The 17,894-nt window shown below is 67.1% G+C and carries 21 protein-coding genes and 1 pseudogene; 5 read left to right on the forward strand and 17 right to left on the reverse strand.

Translation table 11 applies throughout. The features are described 5' to 3' along the window. Nucleotides 1-361: 361 nt before the first annotated feature. On the forward strand, nucleotides 362-580 hold the full coding sequence (locus V6U88_RS25410) for a flavin reductase (RefSeq protein WP_334456735.1): 219 nt from the start codon (nucleotides 362-364) through the stop codon (nucleotides 578-580). Continuing rightward, a complete protein-coding gene (locus V6U88_RS25415; RefSeq protein WP_334456736.1) occupies nucleotides 577-750 on the forward strand; it encodes a hypothetical protein in 174 nt (57 codons plus the stop codon). The genes V6U88_RS25410 and V6U88_RS25415 overlap by 4 nt, the downstream gene beginning before the upstream one ends. A gap of 215 nt (nucleotides 751-965) precedes the next feature. Here the strand turns inward: V6U88_RS25415 and V6U88_RS25420 are convergent, their stop codons facing one another. The 12 genes from V6U88_RS25420 to V6U88_RS25475 form a co-directional block, all read right to left on the reverse strand. Further along, nucleotides 966-1,412 carry a tyrosine-type recombinase/integrase gene (locus tag V6U88_RS25420; protein ID WP_334456738.1) on the reverse strand — a complete coding sequence of 149 codons (447 nt, stop codon included), beginning with the start codon at nucleotides 1,410-1,412 and terminating at the stop codon, nucleotides 966-968. Between the two features lie 52 nt (nucleotides 1,413-1,464). Continuing rightward, the gene (locus V6U88_RS25425; RefSeq protein ID WP_334456739.1) at nucleotides 1,465-2,055 is read right to left on the reverse strand and encodes a phage integrase central domain-containing protein; all 591 of its coding nucleotides are present in this window, start codon (nucleotides 2,053-2,055) and stop codon (nucleotides 1,465-1,467) included. Continuing rightward, nucleotides 2,055-2,333 (reverse strand): helix-turn-helix domain-containing protein, encoded by a 279-nt coding sequence (locus V6U88_RS25430; protein ID WP_334456740.1) that lies wholly within the window; start codon nucleotides 2,331-2,333, stop codon nucleotides 2,055-2,057. The genes V6U88_RS25425 and V6U88_RS25430 overlap by 1 nt, the downstream gene beginning before the upstream one ends. Before the next feature lie 11 nt (nucleotides 2,334-2,344). After that, nucleotides 2,345-4,081: a replication initiator gene (locus V6U88_RS25435; protein WP_334456741.1), complete on the reverse strand. Its 1,737-nt coding sequence runs from the start codon at nucleotides 4,079-4,081 to the stop codon at nucleotides 2,345-2,347. Next, the gene (locus tag V6U88_RS25440; RefSeq protein ID WP_334456743.1) at nucleotides 4,078-4,839 is read right to left on the reverse strand and encodes a DNA cytosine methyltransferase; all 762 of its coding nucleotides are present in this window, start codon (nucleotides 4,837-4,839) and stop codon (nucleotides 4,078-4,080) included. Before V6U88_RS25440 ends, V6U88_RS25435 begins: the two co-directional genes overlap by 4 nt. 223 nt (nucleotides 4,840-5,062) lie before the next feature. Next, complete coding sequence (locus V6U88_RS25445; protein ID WP_334456745.1) at nucleotides 5,063-5,503, reverse strand: hypothetical protein; 441 nt, start codon at nucleotides 5,501-5,503, stop codon at nucleotides 5,063-5,065. Continuing rightward, on the reverse strand, nucleotides 5,500-6,120 hold the full coding sequence (locus V6U88_RS25450; RefSeq protein WP_334456746.1) for a hypothetical protein: 621 nt from the start codon (nucleotides 6,118-6,120) through the stop codon (nucleotides 5,500-5,502). Before V6U88_RS25450 ends, V6U88_RS25445 begins: the two co-directional genes overlap by 4 nt. Beyond that, nucleotides 6,117-6,305 (reverse strand): hypothetical protein, encoded by a 189-nt coding sequence (locus tag V6U88_RS25455; RefSeq protein WP_334456748.1) that lies wholly within the window; start codon nucleotides 6,303-6,305, stop codon nucleotides 6,117-6,119. The genes V6U88_RS25450 and V6U88_RS25455 overlap by 4 nt, the downstream gene beginning before the upstream one ends. Before the next feature lie 32 nt (nucleotides 6,306-6,337). After that, nucleotides 6,338-6,646 (reverse strand): spread protein, encoded by a 309-nt coding sequence (locus V6U88_RS25460; RefSeq protein ID WP_334456749.1) that lies wholly within the window; start codon nucleotides 6,644-6,646, stop codon nucleotides 6,338-6,340. After that, nucleotides 6,643-8,112 (reverse strand): FtsK/SpoIIIE domain-containing protein, encoded by a 1,470-nt coding sequence (locus tag V6U88_RS25465; protein WP_334456751.1) that lies wholly within the window; start codon nucleotides 8,110-8,112, stop codon nucleotides 6,643-6,645. The genes V6U88_RS25460 and V6U88_RS25465 overlap by 4 nt, the downstream gene beginning before the upstream one ends. A 176-nt stretch (nucleotides 8,113-8,288) precedes the next feature. Beyond that, nucleotides 8,289-8,453: a hypothetical protein gene (locus tag V6U88_RS25470; RefSeq protein WP_334456752.1), complete on the reverse strand. Its 165-nt coding sequence runs from the start codon at nucleotides 8,451-8,453 to the stop codon at nucleotides 8,289-8,291. A 93-nt stretch (nucleotides 8,454-8,546) separates the two neighbouring features. Then, on the reverse strand, nucleotides 8,547-8,945 hold the full coding sequence (locus V6U88_RS25475) for a transcriptional regulator (protein WP_334456754.1): 399 nt from the start codon (nucleotides 8,943-8,945) through the stop codon (nucleotides 8,547-8,549). 183 nt (nucleotides 8,946-9,128) lie between these two features. Between V6U88_RS25475 and V6U88_RS25480 the strand changes: the two genes are divergently transcribed. Beyond that, on the forward strand, nucleotides 9,129-9,455 hold the full coding sequence (locus V6U88_RS25480) for a GntR family transcriptional regulator (protein ID WP_334456755.1): 327 nt from the start codon (nucleotides 9,129-9,131) through the stop codon (nucleotides 9,453-9,455). 116 nt (nucleotides 9,456-9,571) lie between these two features. Further along, nucleotides 9,572-11,080, forward strand: coding sequence for a peptide deformylase (locus tag V6U88_RS25485; RefSeq protein ID WP_334456756.1), 1,509 nt, complete (start codon nucleotides 9,572-9,574; stop codon nucleotides 11,078-11,080). 74 nt (nucleotides 11,081-11,154) lie between these two features. Here the strand turns inward: V6U88_RS25485 and V6U88_RS25490 are convergent. The 4 genes and pseudogenes from V6U88_RS25490 to V6U88_RS25505 all read right to left on the reverse strand — a co-directional run bounded on the left by V6U88_RS25490 (nucleotide 11,155) and on the right by V6U88_RS25505 (nucleotide 15,004). Further along, nucleotides 11,155-12,005: pseudogene (locus V6U88_RS25490) on the reverse strand (IS5 family transposase). Between the two features lie 836 nt (nucleotides 12,006-12,841). Beyond that, a complete protein-coding gene (locus tag V6U88_RS25495; protein ID WP_334456757.1) occupies nucleotides 12,842-13,969 on the reverse strand; it encodes a hypothetical protein in 1,128 nt (375 codons plus the stop codon). A 4-nt stretch (nucleotides 13,970-13,973) separates the two neighbouring features. Beyond that, nucleotides 13,974-14,504: a DUF4365 domain-containing protein gene (locus V6U88_RS25500; RefSeq protein WP_334456758.1), complete on the reverse strand. Its 531-nt coding sequence runs from the start codon at nucleotides 14,502-14,504 to the stop codon at nucleotides 13,974-13,976. Between the two features lie 161 nt (nucleotides 14,505-14,665). Continuing rightward, a complete protein-coding gene (locus V6U88_RS25505) occupies nucleotides 14,666-15,004 on the reverse strand; it encodes a hypothetical protein (protein WP_334456760.1) in 339 nt (112 codons plus the stop codon). Between the two features lie 280 nt (nucleotides 15,005-15,284). Here V6U88_RS25505 and V6U88_RS25510 point away from each other — a divergent pair, with 280 nt between their 5' ends. Continuing rightward, nucleotides 15,285-15,860 carry a hypothetical protein gene (locus tag V6U88_RS25510; RefSeq protein ID WP_334456762.1) on the forward strand — a complete coding sequence of 192 codons (576 nt, stop codon included), beginning with the start codon at nucleotides 15,285-15,287 and terminating at the stop codon, nucleotides 15,858-15,860. 351 nt (nucleotides 15,861-16,211) lie between these two features. Here the strand turns inward: V6U88_RS25510 and V6U88_RS25515 are convergent, their stop codons facing one another. Continuing rightward, a complete protein-coding gene (locus V6U88_RS25515; protein WP_334456763.1) occupies nucleotides 16,212-17,321 on the reverse strand; it encodes a TipAS antibiotic-recognition domain-containing protein in 1,110 nt (369 codons plus the stop codon). Nucleotides 17,322-17,894 lie beyond the last annotated feature (573 nt).

Below are 17,894 nucleotides of genomic sequence, written 5' to 3' on the forward strand. Positions count from 1 at the left end.
TGCCGGAACACGGCGCGGTCTGCGCTCGGGTCGATCACGGCTGTGACGCTACGTGTCCAACAGCTCTACATCTTATTGTATCTACAGTCCTACGTCGTTACGGTGAAGTCAGGGGAGTCCAGGAGTCAGCTCCGGACCGCATGCCTTGCCATCGACTTCATGCTCCAGGGGGCCCAGTGCCGCGCGTCTCGTATGACGAGTACCTGTTCGCCGTCGCCTTGACCTTGGCCCGACGGCACCGGCCGGTCTGGTCGTGGCGGCATTGGCGGCGCATCTGCCGCTGCGGCGCGAACCTGCCCTGCCGGAGTCGCCACCGCATCCCGATCAACCGCGGCCACTGGCCCAGCCAGGGCGGCCCTCGATGACCACTCATCACCCGATCACGCCGGCCTGGACGTGCGGCGGCTGCGCCGGCGAGTGGCCCTGCCAGACCCGCCGCCGGGAACTGCTGGCCGAGTACGACAAGGCCCCGGTGTCGCTTGCCCTCTACCTGGCCGCCCATCTCGTCGACGCCGCTCAGGACCTGGCCCCCGTCCCCGCCGGCCACCTGCATTACCGGTTCCTCGGCTGGATCAGATGAGCATCCTCCGGCCAGGCGACGAGAAGTTCCACTACAGCGACGGTTCCCACAAGTGGATCCCGCCGAACCCGGACTACGACCAGGAGGTCTGGGACGAGCAGGTCCGCCAGCACAAGCAAGGCCACCTGAGAAACCAGCGCCCCAAGGTCCGCATCCAGCGCCTCGTCTGACGCCAGCAGTACAGCAGCGAAGTACAGCAACCGTGCCAGCCGAACCGAGCCGAGAGGCGCGTCGGCAGGCCCCTTGACCTCGCACCAAGCCCGATCCGACCCGCTCGCCGAGAGTTCACACCGAAGAGGTCACTGGTTCGATCCCAGTATCGCCCACCATGAATATGGCAAGTTCAAGGCCCCTCAATCGAGGGGCCTTGACTCGTATCTGAGGGTCAGTCGTTGCCCGGAGGCAGCGAGAAGGCAGCAAAGGACTTCAGCACACGACGGTCGCGCTCAGCCGTCGAGTGGGTATAGCGGTTCAACGTCGTCGATGTCTGCTCGTGTCCCATCACCTTCGCCACGTCGTTGATCGGTACCCCATCGGAGACGAGCCACGTCGCGTATGAGTGCCGCAGGTCGTGAAACCGGAGCCCGAGGGGCAGGCCCGCGCGTTGCAACGACGGCTTCCAGATCCGAGCCCGGAACGTGCCCCGCTTGAGTGGTGCGCCGGTTCGGGCAACGAAGATCAGACCGTCGGCGCCCGTTCCGAAGGACTGCCGGTGGTCGGTCAGCGCCTGGACGACGAAGGAGGGCAGCGGCACGGTCCGGCGGCCAGCTCGTGACTTTGGGTACGGCTTTAGCGTCACATGCCCGGACACCTCCTCCGCGACCCGCACCACTCGCAGGACGCCCGCGGTTAGGTCGACGGCGTCCCAGCGGAGCCCGGCGCACTCACCCGCGCAGTCCCGTGCCGGCGGCGACGGCGACCAGGGCGCGGTACCGGTTCGGGACGGCGGGGAGAAGCCTGTCGAACAGGTCCGCGCGTGAGACGACCAGCTCGTCGGTGTCCATGCGGCGCCGCGGTGGGAGGCGGACTCCCTCGCAGGGGTTGAATCCGATGAGTCGGTCCCGGATCGCCGACCGGAGGACCGCTGAGGTGAGGCGGTAGCACTCGCGGACGCTGGCGGGCGACAACCGTTCCGCCAGCTTGGTCACCCACTCCTGCACGGCCGAGTGCTCGATCTTCGCCAGCGGCACCGCACCCCATCTCGGCACGACGTGGTTACGCATGATCGAGGCATCGCGTGCCGCGGTCGCCTTCTCGTCGTTGCGGTTGCTCAGCCAGCGTTGCGCGTAGTCCGCGAAGCGGAGCCGGCCGGCGTCGGGGGCAACGTAAGTTCCGCGATTCAGCGCCGACTCCACCTCGGCCAGGAAGGCGTTGGCCTCCTTCTTCGTGCGGAACGTCTTTGACCGCTGCTGACCGGCGGGATCACGCCAGCACGCGCGGTGGCGACCGGCCGGAGTCTTCCGAACGAAGCCCATCAGGCCCACCCCTTTGGAACCTGGTTGTCCTGCTTGGTGGCCTCGTTGAGCCAGTCGTGGAATCGCTTCTTGGGGATAACCCAGCGTCCGCCGAGCTTGCGGGCGGGTATCTCGCCCTCGCGCACCAGGGCGTAGGTGCTGCCCAGGGAGAGGGAGAGCAGGCGGGCGACCTCGCGGACGGAGTAGACGGCCCGGCTGTCGCCGCTGCGCAGGATCCGGCCGGGTAGGTCCGAGCCGGTGGTCGGGCGGGTGGCGGTGGGAATGGTGGCGCGTTCCATGGTTCCTCCGGTCAGGACGTGGGGCGGTCGACGGTGGTTGGGGCGGTGGTGGCAGCGCGATCTCTCGCGGCGAGGAGCGCGGCCTTCCACTGGGCGCGTTGAGACAGCGCCCGCAGGAGTCGGTGTTGCAGGGGTGGGATGTCGGGGTCGTCTGGGCGGGCGAGTTCCCAGGCGTAGGCGGGCGCATCGTCTTGGTCGACGGGGTCGGTGTCGTCGGCGCCGGTGGTGACGCCGAGGAGGTTGCGGACCCAGGCGCGGGCGTCGGCGCGGTGGTCGGCGAGGGTTTTGCCGGACCAGTCGCGGGAGACGAGGATGCGTCGGCCGCCGATGCCGAGGGTGGCGCGTTGGTGGACCTTGCCCTTGCAGCGCCCGGCTTGCAGGCGCCCGTGGGCCTTCTTGGGCTGGATGCCGTAGAGCAGCCAGTTGGCGCACCGCTCGTTGCAGGGCGTGACCCGCAGCTGTTGCCAGAGCCGGTCGAGGTGGTCGCGCTGCCGGTCGGTCTCGGTCTTGTGGCAGTCGGCCGCGCTCTTGGTGATGTACTTCGTGATGTAGCCGATGGTGCGGTTGGCGTGGACGGTGCCGGGGGTGACGCCTTCGGCGTGGACCTGGGCGCCGAAGCGGACGACGTGCGCCGGCTGCGCGTCGGGGTCGGTGTCGATGAGGTCCAGGGCGTCAGCCCACGACGGCAGCGCCTGCTTGGTGTCGGGGTCGACCCACTCGGCGCGGTCGCCGTCGAAGACCGGGGGCCGGTCGAGGGTGTAGACGGGTTCGTCGGCGGGTGGCCACCAGACTTGGTGGTAGGTGGCGGCGGCGACCTGGCGCAGCACGGCGCGGGGGATGGTGCCGCGGATGGCGAAGTGGGCGTGTGGGGCGAGGCGGCGTTGCGGTTCCACGCAGCCGGCGTATTGGACGTTCCAGCCGACGCAGCGGCGCAGGTTCTGCCAGAACCGGTCGAGCAGCCGGGCGAAGTGCACGGCGTCCCAGGCGGCCCGGCGGTAGTCGTAGGTGTCGGGGTCGGCGGGGGTGCCGTCGGGCAGGACCCGGCCGTAGGAGTCGAGGGTGAGCGACAGCCACATGGACGGCCGGTGCTCGGTACCGTCAGGGGAGGTGTAGACCTTCCCGAGGGTGCGCGGCTCGACCTTCTTGCGGGGCAGGTCCGGGGCGTCCTGGCGGCGGCGGGTGGACCGCTTGCGGCGCCTACCGTGCTCGCCGTCCTCCTCGGCGTCATGGGGTGGGGCGACCTGACCGCGCAGGCCCTCGGCGGCGATGGCTTCTTCGACTTCGCTGATGGCTTGGTCGATGGCGGGGAGCTGGTCGAACTGGGCGGCGCGTTGGGCGTCGTCGCGGGCGAATTCCAGGTGCGCCCGCAGCAGGATCAACTCCCGTTGCGCGTCGGTGGCCGGGTTGGGGGCGGGGGCGGGTTCGGCGGTGCGGTGCCAGCCCTCGCGGATCTGCGTTTGCCGCAGCCGCCGAGCCCGCTGGGCGCAGGGCGGGCATTTGTCTTCCCGGGTCGACCCGCAGGGCAGGTCGATGACCTCGGTCTGGCCGGTGTGCAGGTCGGTGCGGCGCAGGGTGACCGGGTGCAGGCAGACGCCGTACTCGGCGGCCATCTCCTTCAGCACCTGCCGGGACATGGGCAGCGCCATGCGGGCAGCGCGAGAGCCAGTCGCCGGCGCATCGACGGCGGCCGGGACGACGACGGGCGGGGCGGTGTCGGGGGTGAGGCCGGTCAAGGTGGGTGCGGTCAACGGGTCACCTGCCCAGCGGTGTGGGCGGCAGCGATCAGGCGGCCGACGTATTCGGCGACCTGTGGAACGACAGCGTTGCCGAGGGCACGCAGGTGAGGGGCAACCAGCCGCTTGGGAAGCCCATGAGCCACTCGACCCACCGAGGGTTCAGGTAGCCACCGGTCTGGCCGCGTTTGGCGACCCGCTGCTCCAAGGCCGGCGCGTCGGGTCGGTACTGCGGCCGGTAGGTGCATCGGTTGTTCGCCATCGTGGCCCGCGGGGTAGGCCACCAGGAACAGGCGGTCGCGTGTGTGTGGCGCACCCAGCGTGCACGCGGATAGCACCGTCCAGTCCGCATCGAACCCGTCTTCGGCCAAGTCACCGAGCATGGTTCCGAAAGCGTGGGTGTCATCAAGGAGAGCTGGGACGTTCTCCACGAGGACGTAGTCGGGTTGTACTGCGCGAACCACGTCGCGGAACCAGGGCCAGCCCCAACGGGGGTCACCGGTGCCGCGACGGAGGCCGTAGGTGGAGAAGGGCTGGCAGGGGTAGCCGCCGGCGACCAGTCGAACAACGGGTCTTGGACGGGACCGCCACCAGGTGCCGGCGGTGCGGACGTCGTCATGCTTCGGTACCTCCGGCCAGTGGGTGTCAAGCACGGATCGGCAGAACGGGTCACGCTCGACCTGACCGACGCAGGTCATGCCCGCGCGGTCGAGCCCGAGGTCCAAGCCACCGATTCCAGAGAACAGCGACAGATAGGTCAGGGACGAGGTCATTGCTCAACCTCCAGTACGAACAAGGTGGGTTGGGCAGTGCCGATCGGGGTGGCCCGGGTCGGGCCGACGCGACCGGCCCAGCGGTGGGCCGCTGCTTCGTGCCGACTGCAGGCCACTTCGGCGCGGTAGCGGCCCGTGCCGGGGTGGCCGGCTTCAATGAGGGCGGTGGCCCACCCACGGCATCGGGCGCAGTAGGCGGGCCAGCCGGTTGGCATAGCGGCGATCAGTGGTTGCAGCCCGAGCAGTGCAGCCCCGTGCACCCGGACTTGCCTCCAAGCAGCAGGGCGAGGACGACGAGGACCAGGACGACCCCGGCGATGAGCGGGGCGGCCGAGCGGATCGCGTCGACCAGCTGCACGGCGAGGTACCCCACCGCGGCTACGGCGCCCACCGCCAAAACGGTGCCAGCGGCGATGACGTGGCCGCGACGGAGCCGCCGTACCGGGGCCGGGGCCGGGGCGGAGGTGTCGAGGAACCGGACGGTGACCGTCACGCGGTCGGTGCCGGGGATCTGGCGGGGGTGGGTCATCGACAGCAGTCGGCCAGAGTCGCGGACCAGTGCGACGGTCGCGGCGACCTCGGCGGGGGTGCCGACGACCCGGCGGGCCAGGACGTTCAGGCGGTGGCGGCTGGGGGTTTGGCGGGCGAGCTTGGTGCGGGTCATCGGATCACCTCCGAGGCAAGAACCTGACCATTGCGGGGGGTCTGAACGGCGGACGAGATGAGCGCCGAGCGCACCGGAGCCGGCGTCGAGACCGGTGCCGGGGTCGGGGGGACGTAGACCGTGGCGGGCGGGGCCTGGACCGGGGCCGGGGTGGTGGGCAGGTCGGCCGGGTCCAGGTCGACGGGCTCAGCGACCGGGGCCGGGGCTGGCTTCACCGGGGCGGGGCCGCCGGTGAGGACGAGCTTGGAGAGGGCGAGGAACGCCAGCGCGGGCACCGAGGACAGCAGCCGGGAGGAGAAGCTGTCGTTGGCCACCGCGATCTGCGCGGCCAGCGACAGCGCCACCGCCGCGACGAGGATCGACAGCGGGTAGAGCACCGGGGCATGCGGGTCACGACGGCGGCGGCGCCGAATCACCAGCAGCGCCGCGGCGGGGGTCAGCTCGGAGATGACGGCGTTGGACCAGCCGAACCATTCCCCGGTGCCCTGTGGGGCGTGGACCATCGTCCAGTCCTTGACGTGGGTGAACGACGCGGCCCCGGCCATCCCGCCGACGGCCAGGAGGATGACGACCAGGGCGACCGCTTCCCATCGATCCCCGTTGCGCAGGCGGCTCATGCGGCCCACCCCCACGTCTCGGCGTCGTCGGCGGCGAGCTGGGCGTGGCGGGTGAGGGCGGCGTCGAGGATGGCGTCGACGTTGGCGTCGGGGGCGCAGTAGGGGCAGGTCTGGTCGGGGTCGGTGTGGTCAAGGTCGAGGCAGATGCGGCGGATCGGGCGCAGGGTGAGTCGACGGGCAGCCATCACGGGACTCCTCGTTGCGGGTCGGGGCAGCGTCAGCGGGTGGTGGGAGTGATGTGCACGCGAATCCACTCCGGCGGCTCACCGGTGGAGGCGACGGCTTCGGAGAGGCAGCGCCACAGCGCCCACGCCTCCGAGGGCGTGAGGTACATGCGGCGGCGGCCCGCGCCGACGGCGACGTAGAGGTCGGCGTCGGGGGTGACCCGGACGGTGACCGGGACGGATGCCTTGTCGACGTGCGGGGCGCGCAGCCGGTAGAACCGGCGGGGTTCGGGGGTGTCGTCGGGCTGGTCGGCGTAGGGCATGGGGACCGGGACCGACTCGGGCAGCTCGTGGGCGGTCATCGGGGGTCACCTCCATCCGGGGTGGTGTCGAGGTTCAGGGCGTTGAGCAGCGACGGCGGCAGCAACGGCGCGGCCTGCTTCGACGGGGTGGGCCGGTAGGTGTGCCCGCCGTTGCCGGTGGTCCGGGCGGGCTTGTGTTGAGCCGGCACCACGACCGGTTCGGGCTGCGTGTCGGCCGGGGCGGGGAACGTCGCGGCCATCTCGCGAATCAGGTCGTCGGAGATGAAGGAGAAGCGCACCCGCGCCGGCTCGGGCTGCCCGTCCAACAGGACGTAGGCGACGCCCTTGCCCGACAAGGAGATCTGATCGGCCAGTGCTCCCCGGTCGCGGGCGCCGTCACCGAGGAGCAGGTCGACGTGGCCCCGTTCGGTCAGGCCGAGGGCGATGCGGGTGGGGAACAGGTCGCGGACGGAGACGACTTCCTTGCGGGGGTCCTGGGTGGCGGCGACCACCAGGACGCCGAGCCCGGCACCCTGGGACAGCAGCAGCCCGAGGGACTGTGCGATGCGGTTGCGGATCTCGTTGTCGGGCAGGTAGGCCAGCAGGGCGGCGATCTCGTCGATGACGACGACGATCAGTGGCTCATCCACCGTTGGCGTGTGCACTCGGGCCTTGCCTCGCAGGATCTGCTGACGGGCCCGCATCCGGGCGACGGCATCGTCCAAGAGGTCAGCCATGCGCGACCAGTCGTCATCGACGTAGCGGGAAAACAGCGACCGGCCGATGGCCAGTTCCATCCCGCCCTTGGGATCGATGGCCCAGACCCGAACCAGGCCGGAGCGGATGCCGGCGGCGAGGGAGCGGATGAGCGACCAGATCACCGAGCCCTTGCCCATCCGCGTGGCCCCACCGATCAGCACGTGAGTAGCCAGGAGGCGCAGGCAGTACACGGCCAAGTCCTCCCGCAGCCCCAGCGGCAGTGCGGCGAAGTCCGGCCGGGACGGCACCGGCAGCGGGGCGACGATCCGGGTCAGCGGGTCGCGGCGAATGAACACCAGCCAGACATGACGCGGGCGGTCACGGAAGCGGACCCGGTCGACCAGTCGCAGCAGCCATGCGAGGCGACCCGAGCGCAACGGGGGTGCCTGGCGGCGACCGGAGAAGACGCGGCAGTGGCGGGTGCCGAACGAGTAGGCCAGGTCCCGCGCGGCCTTGTGATAGACCTCCGGGTTCTGTCCACGAGGCATCCGAAGGACCAGCTCGTCTGTCGCGTAGGTGCAGCGCACCGACAGCAGCGTCGGAACCTTCTCCCCGCCGTCGTACTTCTTCACCAGCCCGCACAGGCTCATGACCTCGTGCCATTGACGCCGATACACCCACAGCCGTCGCCAGCAGGAGACGGCGCGCAGGACGACCAGGCGGTGGAGCGACTCCCGCCCCCGCCACCACCAGACACCGCCTGAGACAGCAGCGACGACGAGGACCAGGAGGTGAGGCCACCAGCCGTGATCCCGGTAGGCGTCCACGGCGAGCAGGACCAGGGCGACGACGGGCCAGGCCCGCCAGTGCCGCACCGCGGCGACACCTAGCCGAACCACCAGGACAGCGAGGCGAGCCAGCAGGAACACCGCAGTGAACGTCCAGACCAGCGGCCACGGGGCGGTGATCTGGAACCGGCGGAAGTTCACCCGCGGGGCGCGCATCACGCCACCGCCTTGCGGGAGTGCTGCTCGGTCCACGCCTCGGCGCAGACCTTGTGCACTGGCTTACCGGCGGGACTGCGGCAGATCGCCGGCTTCCCGCAGATCACGCACGGGGCGGACTCGCCGGCACCACCGTCGCGCGTCCAGTCCAAAAGAGTTGACATGATGGACCTGCCCTTCCAGGCCGAGAGGATTGGATCGGGCAGCGGGGCGGCCGGCTTTCCTAGGGCATGGGCCGCCCCGCGCACCACGTGGAATCAGGCAGCCGCCTTCCGCGACTCGGCCAGGGTTTTCGGCGCAACCACCGCGGACGCCCGGAACGAGTACGCCAGTCGACCGTTGCTGCCCACGTACGGGGTCACGTTCAAGCCTTCGAACTCCACCGGCTGGAACGGACCCACCGGCGGCACCGGCTGCACATCCGACAGGATCTTGATCGACACCTCGCGCGACCGCGATCCGAGCTCCGGGTCCATGTCCATCACCCGGCACTGCCACACTCGCTGCCCCGTCAGCTTGTCCTTCGACGGCGTCCGCTGCCGGGTCGCTTCGTTGAAGTCCTGCGCCTCCGCGATCGAGTCCGGCACGAACACGCACCCGTGCGGGAACACCGCCTCAAACGGAACCGCAAACCGCGTGCCTCCCCTGAGGGCCATCACTACCTCCTGTTGTTGATGCGTCTTCGACGGCGGTGACCGTCTGAACTGGAATAGACTGTACTAGTGCGATCTAGATCAGTCCAGCCTTAGCCATTGATCGACCTTGCGGGAGTTCTAGGTCGCTCTGGGTAAGCTGTCAGCGTGGGAGAGGTAAACCCGAACGACCCGCGGCCTCCATACGTGCAGATCGCGGATGACCTGCGGCGCGCGGTGCAGAACGGCGAGTACGAGCCGGGCGCGAAGCTGCCGTCCGGCCGGGAGCTGGCGAAGCAGTACGGGGTCGCTCTGATGACCGTCACCAATGCGATCGGCCTGCTCCGTGATGAGGGGCTGGTTGAGTCCTGGCAGGGGCGGGGAGTCTTCGTCGCGGACCAGCGGCGGTCGGCGCCAGACATGTCCAGTCGCCTAGCTGAGCTTGCGGACGTTGTCGAAAAGCAGAGCGCGGACCTGGCGGATCTACAGGCCCGGGTTGCTGCGTTGGAGGGCTCTCGCCGTACCAAGCGTTGAGCCTCGCTTGCTGTCTTCGGCATGTAGCCATGACAGCCGGTGAGAACCGGTTGCCGACAGGGTGACCAGCGATCAACCGCCGTTCATTCCATTCACAGCGCTACGGAGGACCGTCGGTGAATCAGGACCGGGAACAGCTGTCGGAGGAGCACGCCGCGTTCGTCGCGGAACTGCGCCACTGGCGCGAGGTCGCCGGCTATTCGCAGAAGGCTCTCGCGGGACTGGTCGGTTACACCCCGTCGTACGTCAGCAAGGTCGAGAGCGGCACTATCGTTCCGAGCCGGGACTTCGCGGAGAGCGCCGACCGGGGATTGAAGGCGGGGCAGGCGCTCATCCGACGCTGGCGCGAGCTACACGCCACGACGCAAGCTCACCCGACGCCCACCCAACGCCGGCCCGAGGCGGTCGTGCCTGATCCCCAGACTGCGCCGGGCACCGCTCTGGTCGTGGAGCACGAGCACGCCGAACTCACACTGGCTGACGGCGTGTACCGCACACGGGTGCGGCGGTTGCTGCGCAACGTCGGCAGCGAGCCGGTCACCCGGTACCTGGTGCGCATCGCTGTTGACCGTTATCCCGGCGATCCCGAGCGGTCGAACCACCTGTACCGAAACGATCCGCTGACCTGGGCGGAAATCAATCTGACCGCGCGGTGCGCCGGCGAGTCGATGGCCTGGACGATCATGCATGATCGGGACGCCTTCAAAGAGGTCTGGCTGCAGTTCGAAAACCAGGACGGCCGCTTCCCCCTGTATCCGGGCGAGGAACGATGGATCGAGTACGTCTACACCGTCTCAGCGCACAAGTGGGGCCCGTGGTGGCAGCGCGCCATCCGGCTGCCCACTCGACGGCTGAGCCTGTCCCTGACCCTTCCGGCAGCCCTCGACCCCGTCGTGTGGGGTACGGAAACGTCGATGACCGCTGAGCCGTCCGCCTTCCGTACGCCGATCACGAGGGAGACCGACGGGGAGAACGTCACGTTCACCTGGGCAACGGCCGAGCCGCCCCTGCACACGCGGTTCCGTATCGCGTGGCGTTTCAAGGCAGCAACCGCGAAGGAGGACCAGGTGGACACGCTCACCCCGAGCGATCAAATGCAGCGGGTCGGGATCGTGCAGGAGGGCGACCCCATCCTGACTACCGCAGCCCGCCGTTTCGACCTACCTGCGGAGTCGGAGGATGCTCGGCGGGTCATCGCGCAGTTGTCCACGATGATGGAGCAGGCCGCGCAGGTGCACGAGTTCGCAAAGGGCATGGGCATCGCTGCGCCACAAATCGGCATCAGCCGGAACGCCAGTCTCGTGCGGACCCCCGACGGTCAGATCATCACGCTGCTCAACGCCAGGGTGATCGCAGAGACCGCCGACACTGACGAGCAGTACGAGGGATGCCTGAGCTTCTTTGACGTCCGAGGGATGGTGCCCAGGCCCCACGGCATCGAGGTCGAGCACCAGGACGTCGACGGCACCATTCGGATCACCGCCTTCACCGGGGGAGTAGGCCGCTTGGTCCAGCACGAGATCGACCACGTGTACGGCATCCTCTACCGCGCCAAGATGCGCGACGGCGTATCTCCCATCCCCGTGTCTCAGTACAAGGGCACCGGTAAGCCCTGGTCCCAGTAAGGGCAGTGTCGGGGGGAGAGGTTCGAGTCGGTGGGCGAAGCGGGCGTAGAGCGCTAGGCCGTGTCTTCAAAGAGTCACAACCATTGCAATAGCGCGGCGATGGTGACGGTGGCCTGGTACGAGGTGGCGGTCTTGTCGTAGCGGGTCGCGACGCTGCGGCACTGCTTGAGCCGGTTGAAGCAGCGCTCGACGACGTTGCGCCGTTTGTAGAGCTGCTTGTCGAACAGCGGTGGCCGGCCGCCTCGGCTGCCGCGTCGGCGGCGGTTGGCCTGCTGGTCCGCGCGCTCAGGGATCGTGTGCCCGATGCCGCGCCGGCGCAGGGCGGCCCGGATGGCCTTCGAGCTGTAGCCCTTGTCGGCGATGACGTGATCCGGGCGAACCCGAGGCCGGCCGGGACCGTGACGTTCTACGCGGATCGCGGCCATGACCTGGGCGAAGCGGGTGCAGTCGTTGACGTTGCCGCCGGAGAGCACGAACGCCAAAGCGCGGCCGGCGCCGTCGCAGGCGAGGTGAATCTTGGTGGTCAGTCCACCTCGACTTCGACCGAGGGCGTGATCTTGTGGTTCGTCCGTTTCACAGGCCCCCCTTTAGCGCCAGCGGCGTGCTGGTGGGCCCGCACGATCGTCGAGTCCACCGACACCAGCCAGTCGATGTCCCCGGCCGCGTCCGCGTCGGCCTGCACCCCGGCCAGCATCCGTTCGAACGTCCCGTCGAGTGCCCACCTGCGGAAACGGGTGTAGATCGACTGCCAGGACCCGTAGCGGCCCGGCACGTCACGCCACGCCGCCCCGGCTCGGATCTTCCACACGATCCCGTTGAGCACCCGCCGGTCATCCGCCCGCGGCCTGCCACCGGTCACCGTCGACGGCAGGTACCGCGACAGCGCTTCCCACTCGACGTCAGACAACTCGTAGCGACGACCCACGCGCTACATCATCCGACACCAAGATCCTTTGAAGACACCGCCTAGGCCGAAGACGCGCCGGGGAACGTAAGGACGCCGTACCGGGCTGACGGAATGGTCCGAGGCACCTTGTGCCGAGCGGACGCCGGTGCAGCGCCGAGGTTGCGCGATCGCTCGGGCGGAAGTTGTTGGGCGGCAGGTTGTTGTCGTGCTGGCCTTGGTCGGCTCGGAGCTGCCGGTGATCTGTTGCCGAATTGACCTGTACTAGATCAAGGCGCTCCGCGCGGCGCGGGCCGGGCGCGGCAACCGGCTCCTCCGGAGCCGCCGCCCCGGCCGCCTACGGCGCCGGGGCGGAAAGTCAGCCGGCCCGAAACCCACGCCCGCCCCGCGCGTCAGCCTGGGTCAGTGAGGTGACCCGGTGACGAGTCCTGGATGACCGTGGGTCAGGCAGACGTACCTCCACCCGTTCTCCGCAATCCGGAGGCTGACGAATGTGGCAGCCACCGCGGGCAGTCGGAGTTGCCGAACGGCGGGCACGGGCCGCTGAGGCCAGAGGAAAGGAGAGGGAGTGGGGGAAGTGTGAGAGGTGTGGGAGGGGGCGGGGCTAGAGCTGCCTCCGGCGGGGGCCAGACGACTCCAGGATGGTTGCCGAACGGTTTCGGTGGGGGGGTGGTCGGGGAGCTGTCATCCCGTCCACCGCCGACCCAGGCAAGCCGAGCAGACCAGGGCCAGGGCGCCAAGGTCGTACGTCCGGTAGGGCGCTCCACCTTGTCACCCTGGCCCTGGCCCGCCCCACCGAGGTGTGGGTCGGCGGCAGACGGGATGACAGCGTGGGACGCGACCTGTCTTGCTCGCGCTCAAAGCAAGCGGGTTTCGTCCAAAGGATGACAGCGGACAGGATCGTTGACGATCAGAGGGCGGCCAAAAGCGCTCCGCACTTGCCCCTCAACAAGTACGGGACGGGCGTCCCGATGCCAGGAAACAGCTTGGGTGTAGTGATCGAGCGGAAGCCGGACACCTATCTCGCACCATCGGCCATGGCGAAGTGTCGAGACCTTGATCCAGCCGTAAGCATTCCCCTGCTCGTGGCGAAGTTCAACGATCTTCCCTGAGAAGACCTGACGAGGCTCAATTCTATTCGCCCGCAGCTTCTCGGCCGCCTTGTGCACTAGGTCCCGAGCTTCGGCCTCAATTTTTACGCTCGTTGGCAGCACATGTGAATGTTGAACTGCTTCAGCCCAGGCGAACTTTGTTTCAAACTCGCCGACCGAATCTTCCGACAGGATTCGACTGAGCGCAACGCAAAACTCTCGACTGACTCCCCGCTCCACTACATCAAGCAGGCTAGCGACCGTCGGCTCTCTGGCCGGCTCGACCACGAAGGTCCTAACCGCCTCCATGGACTGGGCAAATGTCCTCATGACCCGCCGCTCCAAGGGCTCAGGCGCGCTCCGCTCGATCCCCGGCAACACTGCCTGAGCCATGGCAGTCTCATCAATCTCAGGTAGTCGAATCAGGATCGGGATGATGAACGATCCCTCGCGGGTGTGGCCCATCCGAGCTTCTTCGACCACCTTATCTCCGCGCCGTGAGTAGTTGCCGGCGATCTCGCCGCGCTCGCGCTGAGAGGTCGTGCCCACTGTTCGCAGCATTATTCGAGCCGCGCTCGTTATCGTGGCGGCAGCTTCTAGCGGGATGGTGGAGGTGATTTTATAGTCGTTCGCTGCCCGTAGATGTGTAACATCGAACCGAAAATATCGGATCTGCTCCGCCATCTGTTTGAGCGGAATCTGCTCGACCGCGGCGATTCGCTGCACGACTCCCGAGATTATGTCAGGATCCTCGTCATCGTGCGGGACGCCGATTCGAAAGTTGTTTTTCGACCAGAAGCTTCCAGCAGGCCCTGGCGGGAACTCGATCCAACCGGCGTGGCGCATGAAGGCTCGCAGGTCTGGAAGCTCCGGCAGCGCGGGTGCAGTCGTCACCATGTCAGCTCGCCTGCCCGAGGGGAGCGAAGCAAGCATCCACGTCGGCCGCCCACTGAGTCATCGTGCCCGCCGTCAGCCGCTGGCCCTTCGGCACGTTGATGTTGCTACCAGCCGGTAGCTTATCCACCCGTACCCAGAACGCGGCGGCTCTATGCATGGTGCCATCGTCGGCGTGCATGAGCCAGGAGGCTTGGTCGTCAACATCCAGGATGACCAGCACGAAGTAGATCGGAAGCTTCGACCTGGACCACTTGTCGCGCCACTCAACCTCCGCCGGCCAAGTCGCCGAACGACCGCTGATCTTGAATTGCCCAGAGCACTTGACCTGCACCGTGACGGTCGCGGTACCGAGGTTCAAGGCGCCATCGACGGCGTGATGGTCCTCGTCGGGAGAGGTCTCGCTGAACGCGATGCCAGCCTGGCTGCACACTGCTCTGAGGTACGCAACGCCATACCGAGCCTTGCAGGCGTTCCCTGGCAGCCGCAGATCGCCCCACGACGCCTCGCTTTGAGCACCCTCGGTGATCACCACATCACAATCTTCATCGATCGATCCGCCGATGGGAAGGGGCTTGTTGTTTGCCGTCGGTCATTCCTCTAGGCAACTACCGGTCACACGTACGGCTAGAAGTGGATCTGGGGCACGCCCCTCAGCAACGCCGCCCGCGCCGGAGTGAGTCGGCGGGCGTTGGCTCACGGCACCAGATTCCCCGCCGTGCTTAGGACGACGCCGAGGGCTAGGAAGGCGACGGTGGTCAGAGCGCTCCGAGCTGCCGAGCGGCTGATGGCGTACGTGATCCAGGTCCGCACGAACATGACATCGCGGTTGGTCATGTCTGGTTCAACGCCTCGTTGGCTCCGGTACTCGCGCTCCTGCGCTGCGTCGTCTCTGTGCAGCTCGACGGACTCCCGGATGACGGCAACGCGCTCTGCCGCTTTCCTGTAGGCCCGCCAGGCGGAGACGGCGGCGATGCCAATGGCCACAAGTTCGAGGATGCCGCCGATCAGCGACAGCCACTGCCCGCATGTCATGAGGCCATGTTGGGGGGCACGTAATCAACCCGGCAAGCGGCGCCGCGGCGTGTAGCCAACGTGCTCGACATGTGGCGTTGGATTCCGTCGCGGCGGCCGGCGACCTCGCCGTGGGACTTCGGGGCCAGGGGTGCCACTCTTGACAACCGCCATTGAGACTCGCCTGAAAGGGCACCCCACTTGTCCCTGGTGCTGGCCTGCCCCGCGGAATGCGGGTCGGCGGCAGACAGCGAGGAAGGCAGGGGCAGACTTTGAGGCACTGCGGCAGTATGGTGCTCTCGTGATTCTGACCGCAGCCGCAGCACTGTCAGGGCGAATAGATCTGGGCGACGTTCCGGCATGGGGATCGTTCATAACGACGCTTGGAGCGTTCATAGCGGCGTTATGGGCCGGCCGGACAGCTCACAAGCTTTATGAACGCGAGTCAGAACGTGATCAAAGAGCCGAGGAAGACCGTCGAGAACGTGCGGAGGAGCAGCGACGGTCACAGGCGGTTGCGGTTTGCGCTTGGTTCGGTCGGGCGGGGGAAGGCTATGGCGGTCTTTGGTGTGCGATTGTGCGCAATGCCTCGCAGTCGCCAGTGCATGAGATGGTAGTCAAATTCTATCATCGTGGAACTGACGGAGAATTCGAGCTGCGGACGACGGTAGATAAGGACGTCGTCCCGCCCACCGATCCAACGATCGCAGTGCTGCCGACGGCGGGTCTTACCGTCGAATCAACCAGGACAGACGAATACGGCGACCCGATTGACGAAGAGGACTTTGATGAGTTCGCGGTGGCCATTGAATTCACCGATGCGGCCGGGCTTCGATGGGAGCGCGATGTGCGGGGGCGGTTGACGCAGGTCGGCTAGCCGCCTTTTGTAGGGGCCAATCCACCGATACCCGACGAAGATCAACTAGTACAACGCCAGTACAGATGAGCGCCGCAGGCGCTGTGCAACGTCGAGAGGCGATGACCGGTTCGACCGAGGTCGTAACGCCGATGGGTCCGCTCCCACCCGTTGCGAACCAGGTTCGCGGCTTAGGGGTTCAAGTCCTCTGTCGACCAGAGGCCGCGCCGATGCAGCCAGCTGTCCGACCTATTCACATCGCGCGCAACCGCGGTGGCACCATCCGCCGGGCGCTGACGTCCGGCGACAAACGGCGCGTGCCTGGCACTTCACCCTGACGGCTCAGGATGGGCGGGGTACGGGAACCTGCCTCTAGTTCACCCAGTGCAGCATTGGTTCTGAGGCTCGAGCCCACGACGGATCAACAACAAGGCTCTCTAGCTTATCAGCGTCTACAACGAGAACGGTTAGAGGTAGCCCAATCTCCCGCAGAGTGAAGGCGAGATCATCCTTCACGATGATGCGGATTAGGTCGCGGGTCTTGGCTCCAATGTCGGACGGAACAACGAGCATAACCAGCGGATGGAAATGATTGTTCAGTCTCCGCTCCGCCTCGTAACTAACCTCGGAAGCTGAACGCATGGCGTGAGCGATCTTTTCGCGGATCTTGTTGATTGGCCCGGAGACGATGTCGATGTCTACAACAAGATTAGGTAGCGACGGGTCCAACGAGGTTAGCACCGCATCTACTCGCCGAGGGCCGATTTGCACCTCTCGTGCTACCTCTACCTTCCCGTTGAACATCAGTTTGACGCGCTCGATAGCCCGTTCCTGCGTGATGTAGTGCCTCAGAACACCTTGTACCGTTTTTGGTGCGTCTTCCGGGATGCGAATAGAGGAGACCCAGCTGGACCCTTCCGGTTCTCTCTGCGAGGGCATTCGCTCCTTTACGTCCCTGGCAGTCTCCTCGGCATCTGACGTCTTGCCGCTTGGACCGGGGATTTCTGGATCAGTGGTGCCGTCTTCTTCGAGCTCCTGTTCGAGCTCCTTCTCGAGTGCCTGGACCTGCTCGTCAACGGGGAGCTGGTGGGCGCGCATGAACGAGGCGGCCTCCTGGACCAGCTTTTCCTTTTCCGCCTTGATGCGCTGAATCTCTTCGTCCTCGCGATTATCCAGGACGCGTTGGCGCTGCCTCCACTTCACGCCGCCGTAAACGACCAGAGCGAGCCCTAGTATCAGCAATGAACCGGAAATATAGGGCCAGATCTTCAGCGTCATGAGCAGGTGGCCTTGCTGAATCGTTAGCGCCTCTCTGGAGGCGGGATCCATTTTGGCAACATCGTCCGCTCTCATTGTTGTGGCCTTCTGCGACTTCATCAGAAAGACCGGAAGAGCGGCGGACAATCCCAAGGATAGGCCGCCTGCGCTGACCAGGAACTTGTGGAACTCGGTGAACTGGAGGCCCGGCAGCACATGGAGCACCATACCTCACCTAGCGATCGTTGTTCCCAAGGCCGTGTAACGGAGCAAATTGGCACCTTGCGGGCGCGGTACCTGGCGCATGGAACGGCACTGGTATGGACGAGGCCAGGCTCAAGTGGTGACGGAGCATCGATGCGTCCGCGCTGTCGACGTATGCTGCGCCGGCAGGCTGCGGAAGCCGCCCAGGCTCTCTGGTACAGCAGCGGAATTCAGCAACCGATCCATCTGTAGCAGACGCAGCCCGATTGACATGGGCGGTGTGGCAGCGCAGACGGACGCAGGAGACCGCGTTGCCCAGAGCTACGGATTAAAGGGTCGTTGCGGGGCCAACGTACGGCGCTGCCTGAAGTAGGTGCGATTCGTGCTGGTGATGTTGATGGGCTCCGCTTAGGGCGTCCTCTGCCAACTGAGGTACGCCCGCAAGTGCGGTCATGATGTTGACGCCGACCGCACCGATCATGGCGGCCGCGGCTCCGCCGTAGTAGATCCAGCGAGGCGCTTCCGCTCCACTGGCCGCAGCCCACGCCGCGAGGAACCCCTGCGCGAAGGCGGCGAAGACAGCGATGAGCGCTG

The sequence above is a fragment of the Micromonospora sp. CPCC 205739 genome, from assembly GCF_036906795.1.
Lineage (GTDB): Bacteria > Actinomycetota > Actinomycetes > Mycobacteriales > Micromonosporaceae > Micromonospora.

Excerpts from the sequence above, each read along its gene's own strand:
- V6U88_RS25410 (WP_334456735.1), top strand. The coding sequence starts at position 362 with ATGACCACTCATCACCCGATCACGCCGGCCTGGACGTGCGGCGGCTGC.
- V6U88_RS25415 (WP_334456736.1), top strand. The coding sequence starts at position 577 with ATGAGCATCCTCCGGCCAGGCGACGAGAAGTTCCACTACAGCGACGGT.
- V6U88_RS25425 (WP_334456739.1), bottom strand. The coding sequence starts at position 2,055 with ATGGGCTTCGTTCGGAAGACTCCGGCCGGTCGCCACCGCGCGTGCTGG.
- V6U88_RS25430 (WP_334456740.1), bottom strand. The coding sequence starts at position 2,333 with ATGGAACGCGCCACCATTCCCACCGCCACCCGCCCGACCACCGGCTCG.
- V6U88_RS25440 (WP_334456743.1), bottom strand. The coding sequence starts at position 4,839 with ATGACCTCGTCCCTGACCTATCTGTCGCTGTTCTCTGGAATCGGTGGC.
- V6U88_RS25445 (WP_334456745.1), bottom strand. The coding sequence starts at position 5,503 with ATGACCCGCACCAAGCTCGCCCGCCAAACCCCCAGCCGCCACCGCCTG.
- V6U88_RS25450 (WP_334456746.1), bottom strand. The coding sequence starts at position 6,120 with ATGAGCCGCCTGCGCAACGGGGATCGATGGGAAGCGGTCGCCCTGGTC.
- V6U88_RS25455 (WP_334456748.1), bottom strand. The coding sequence starts at position 6,305 with ATGGCTGCCCGTCGACTCACCCTGCGCCCGATCCGCCGCATCTGCCTC.
- V6U88_RS25460 (WP_334456749.1), bottom strand. The coding sequence starts at position 6,646 with ATGACCGCCCACGAGCTGCCCGAGTCGGTCCCGGTCCCCATGCCCTAC.
- V6U88_RS25470 (WP_334456752.1), bottom strand. The coding sequence starts at position 8,453 with ATGTCAACTCTTTTGGACTGGACGCGCGACGGTGGTGCCGGCGAGTCC.
- V6U88_RS25475 (WP_334456754.1), bottom strand. The coding sequence starts at position 8,945 with ATGGCCCTCAGGGGAGGCACGCGGTTTGCGGTTCCGTTTGAGGCGGTG.
- V6U88_RS25505 (WP_334456760.1), bottom strand. The coding sequence starts at position 15,004 with ATGACATGCGGGCAGTGGCTGTCGCTGATCGGCGGCATCCTCGAACTT.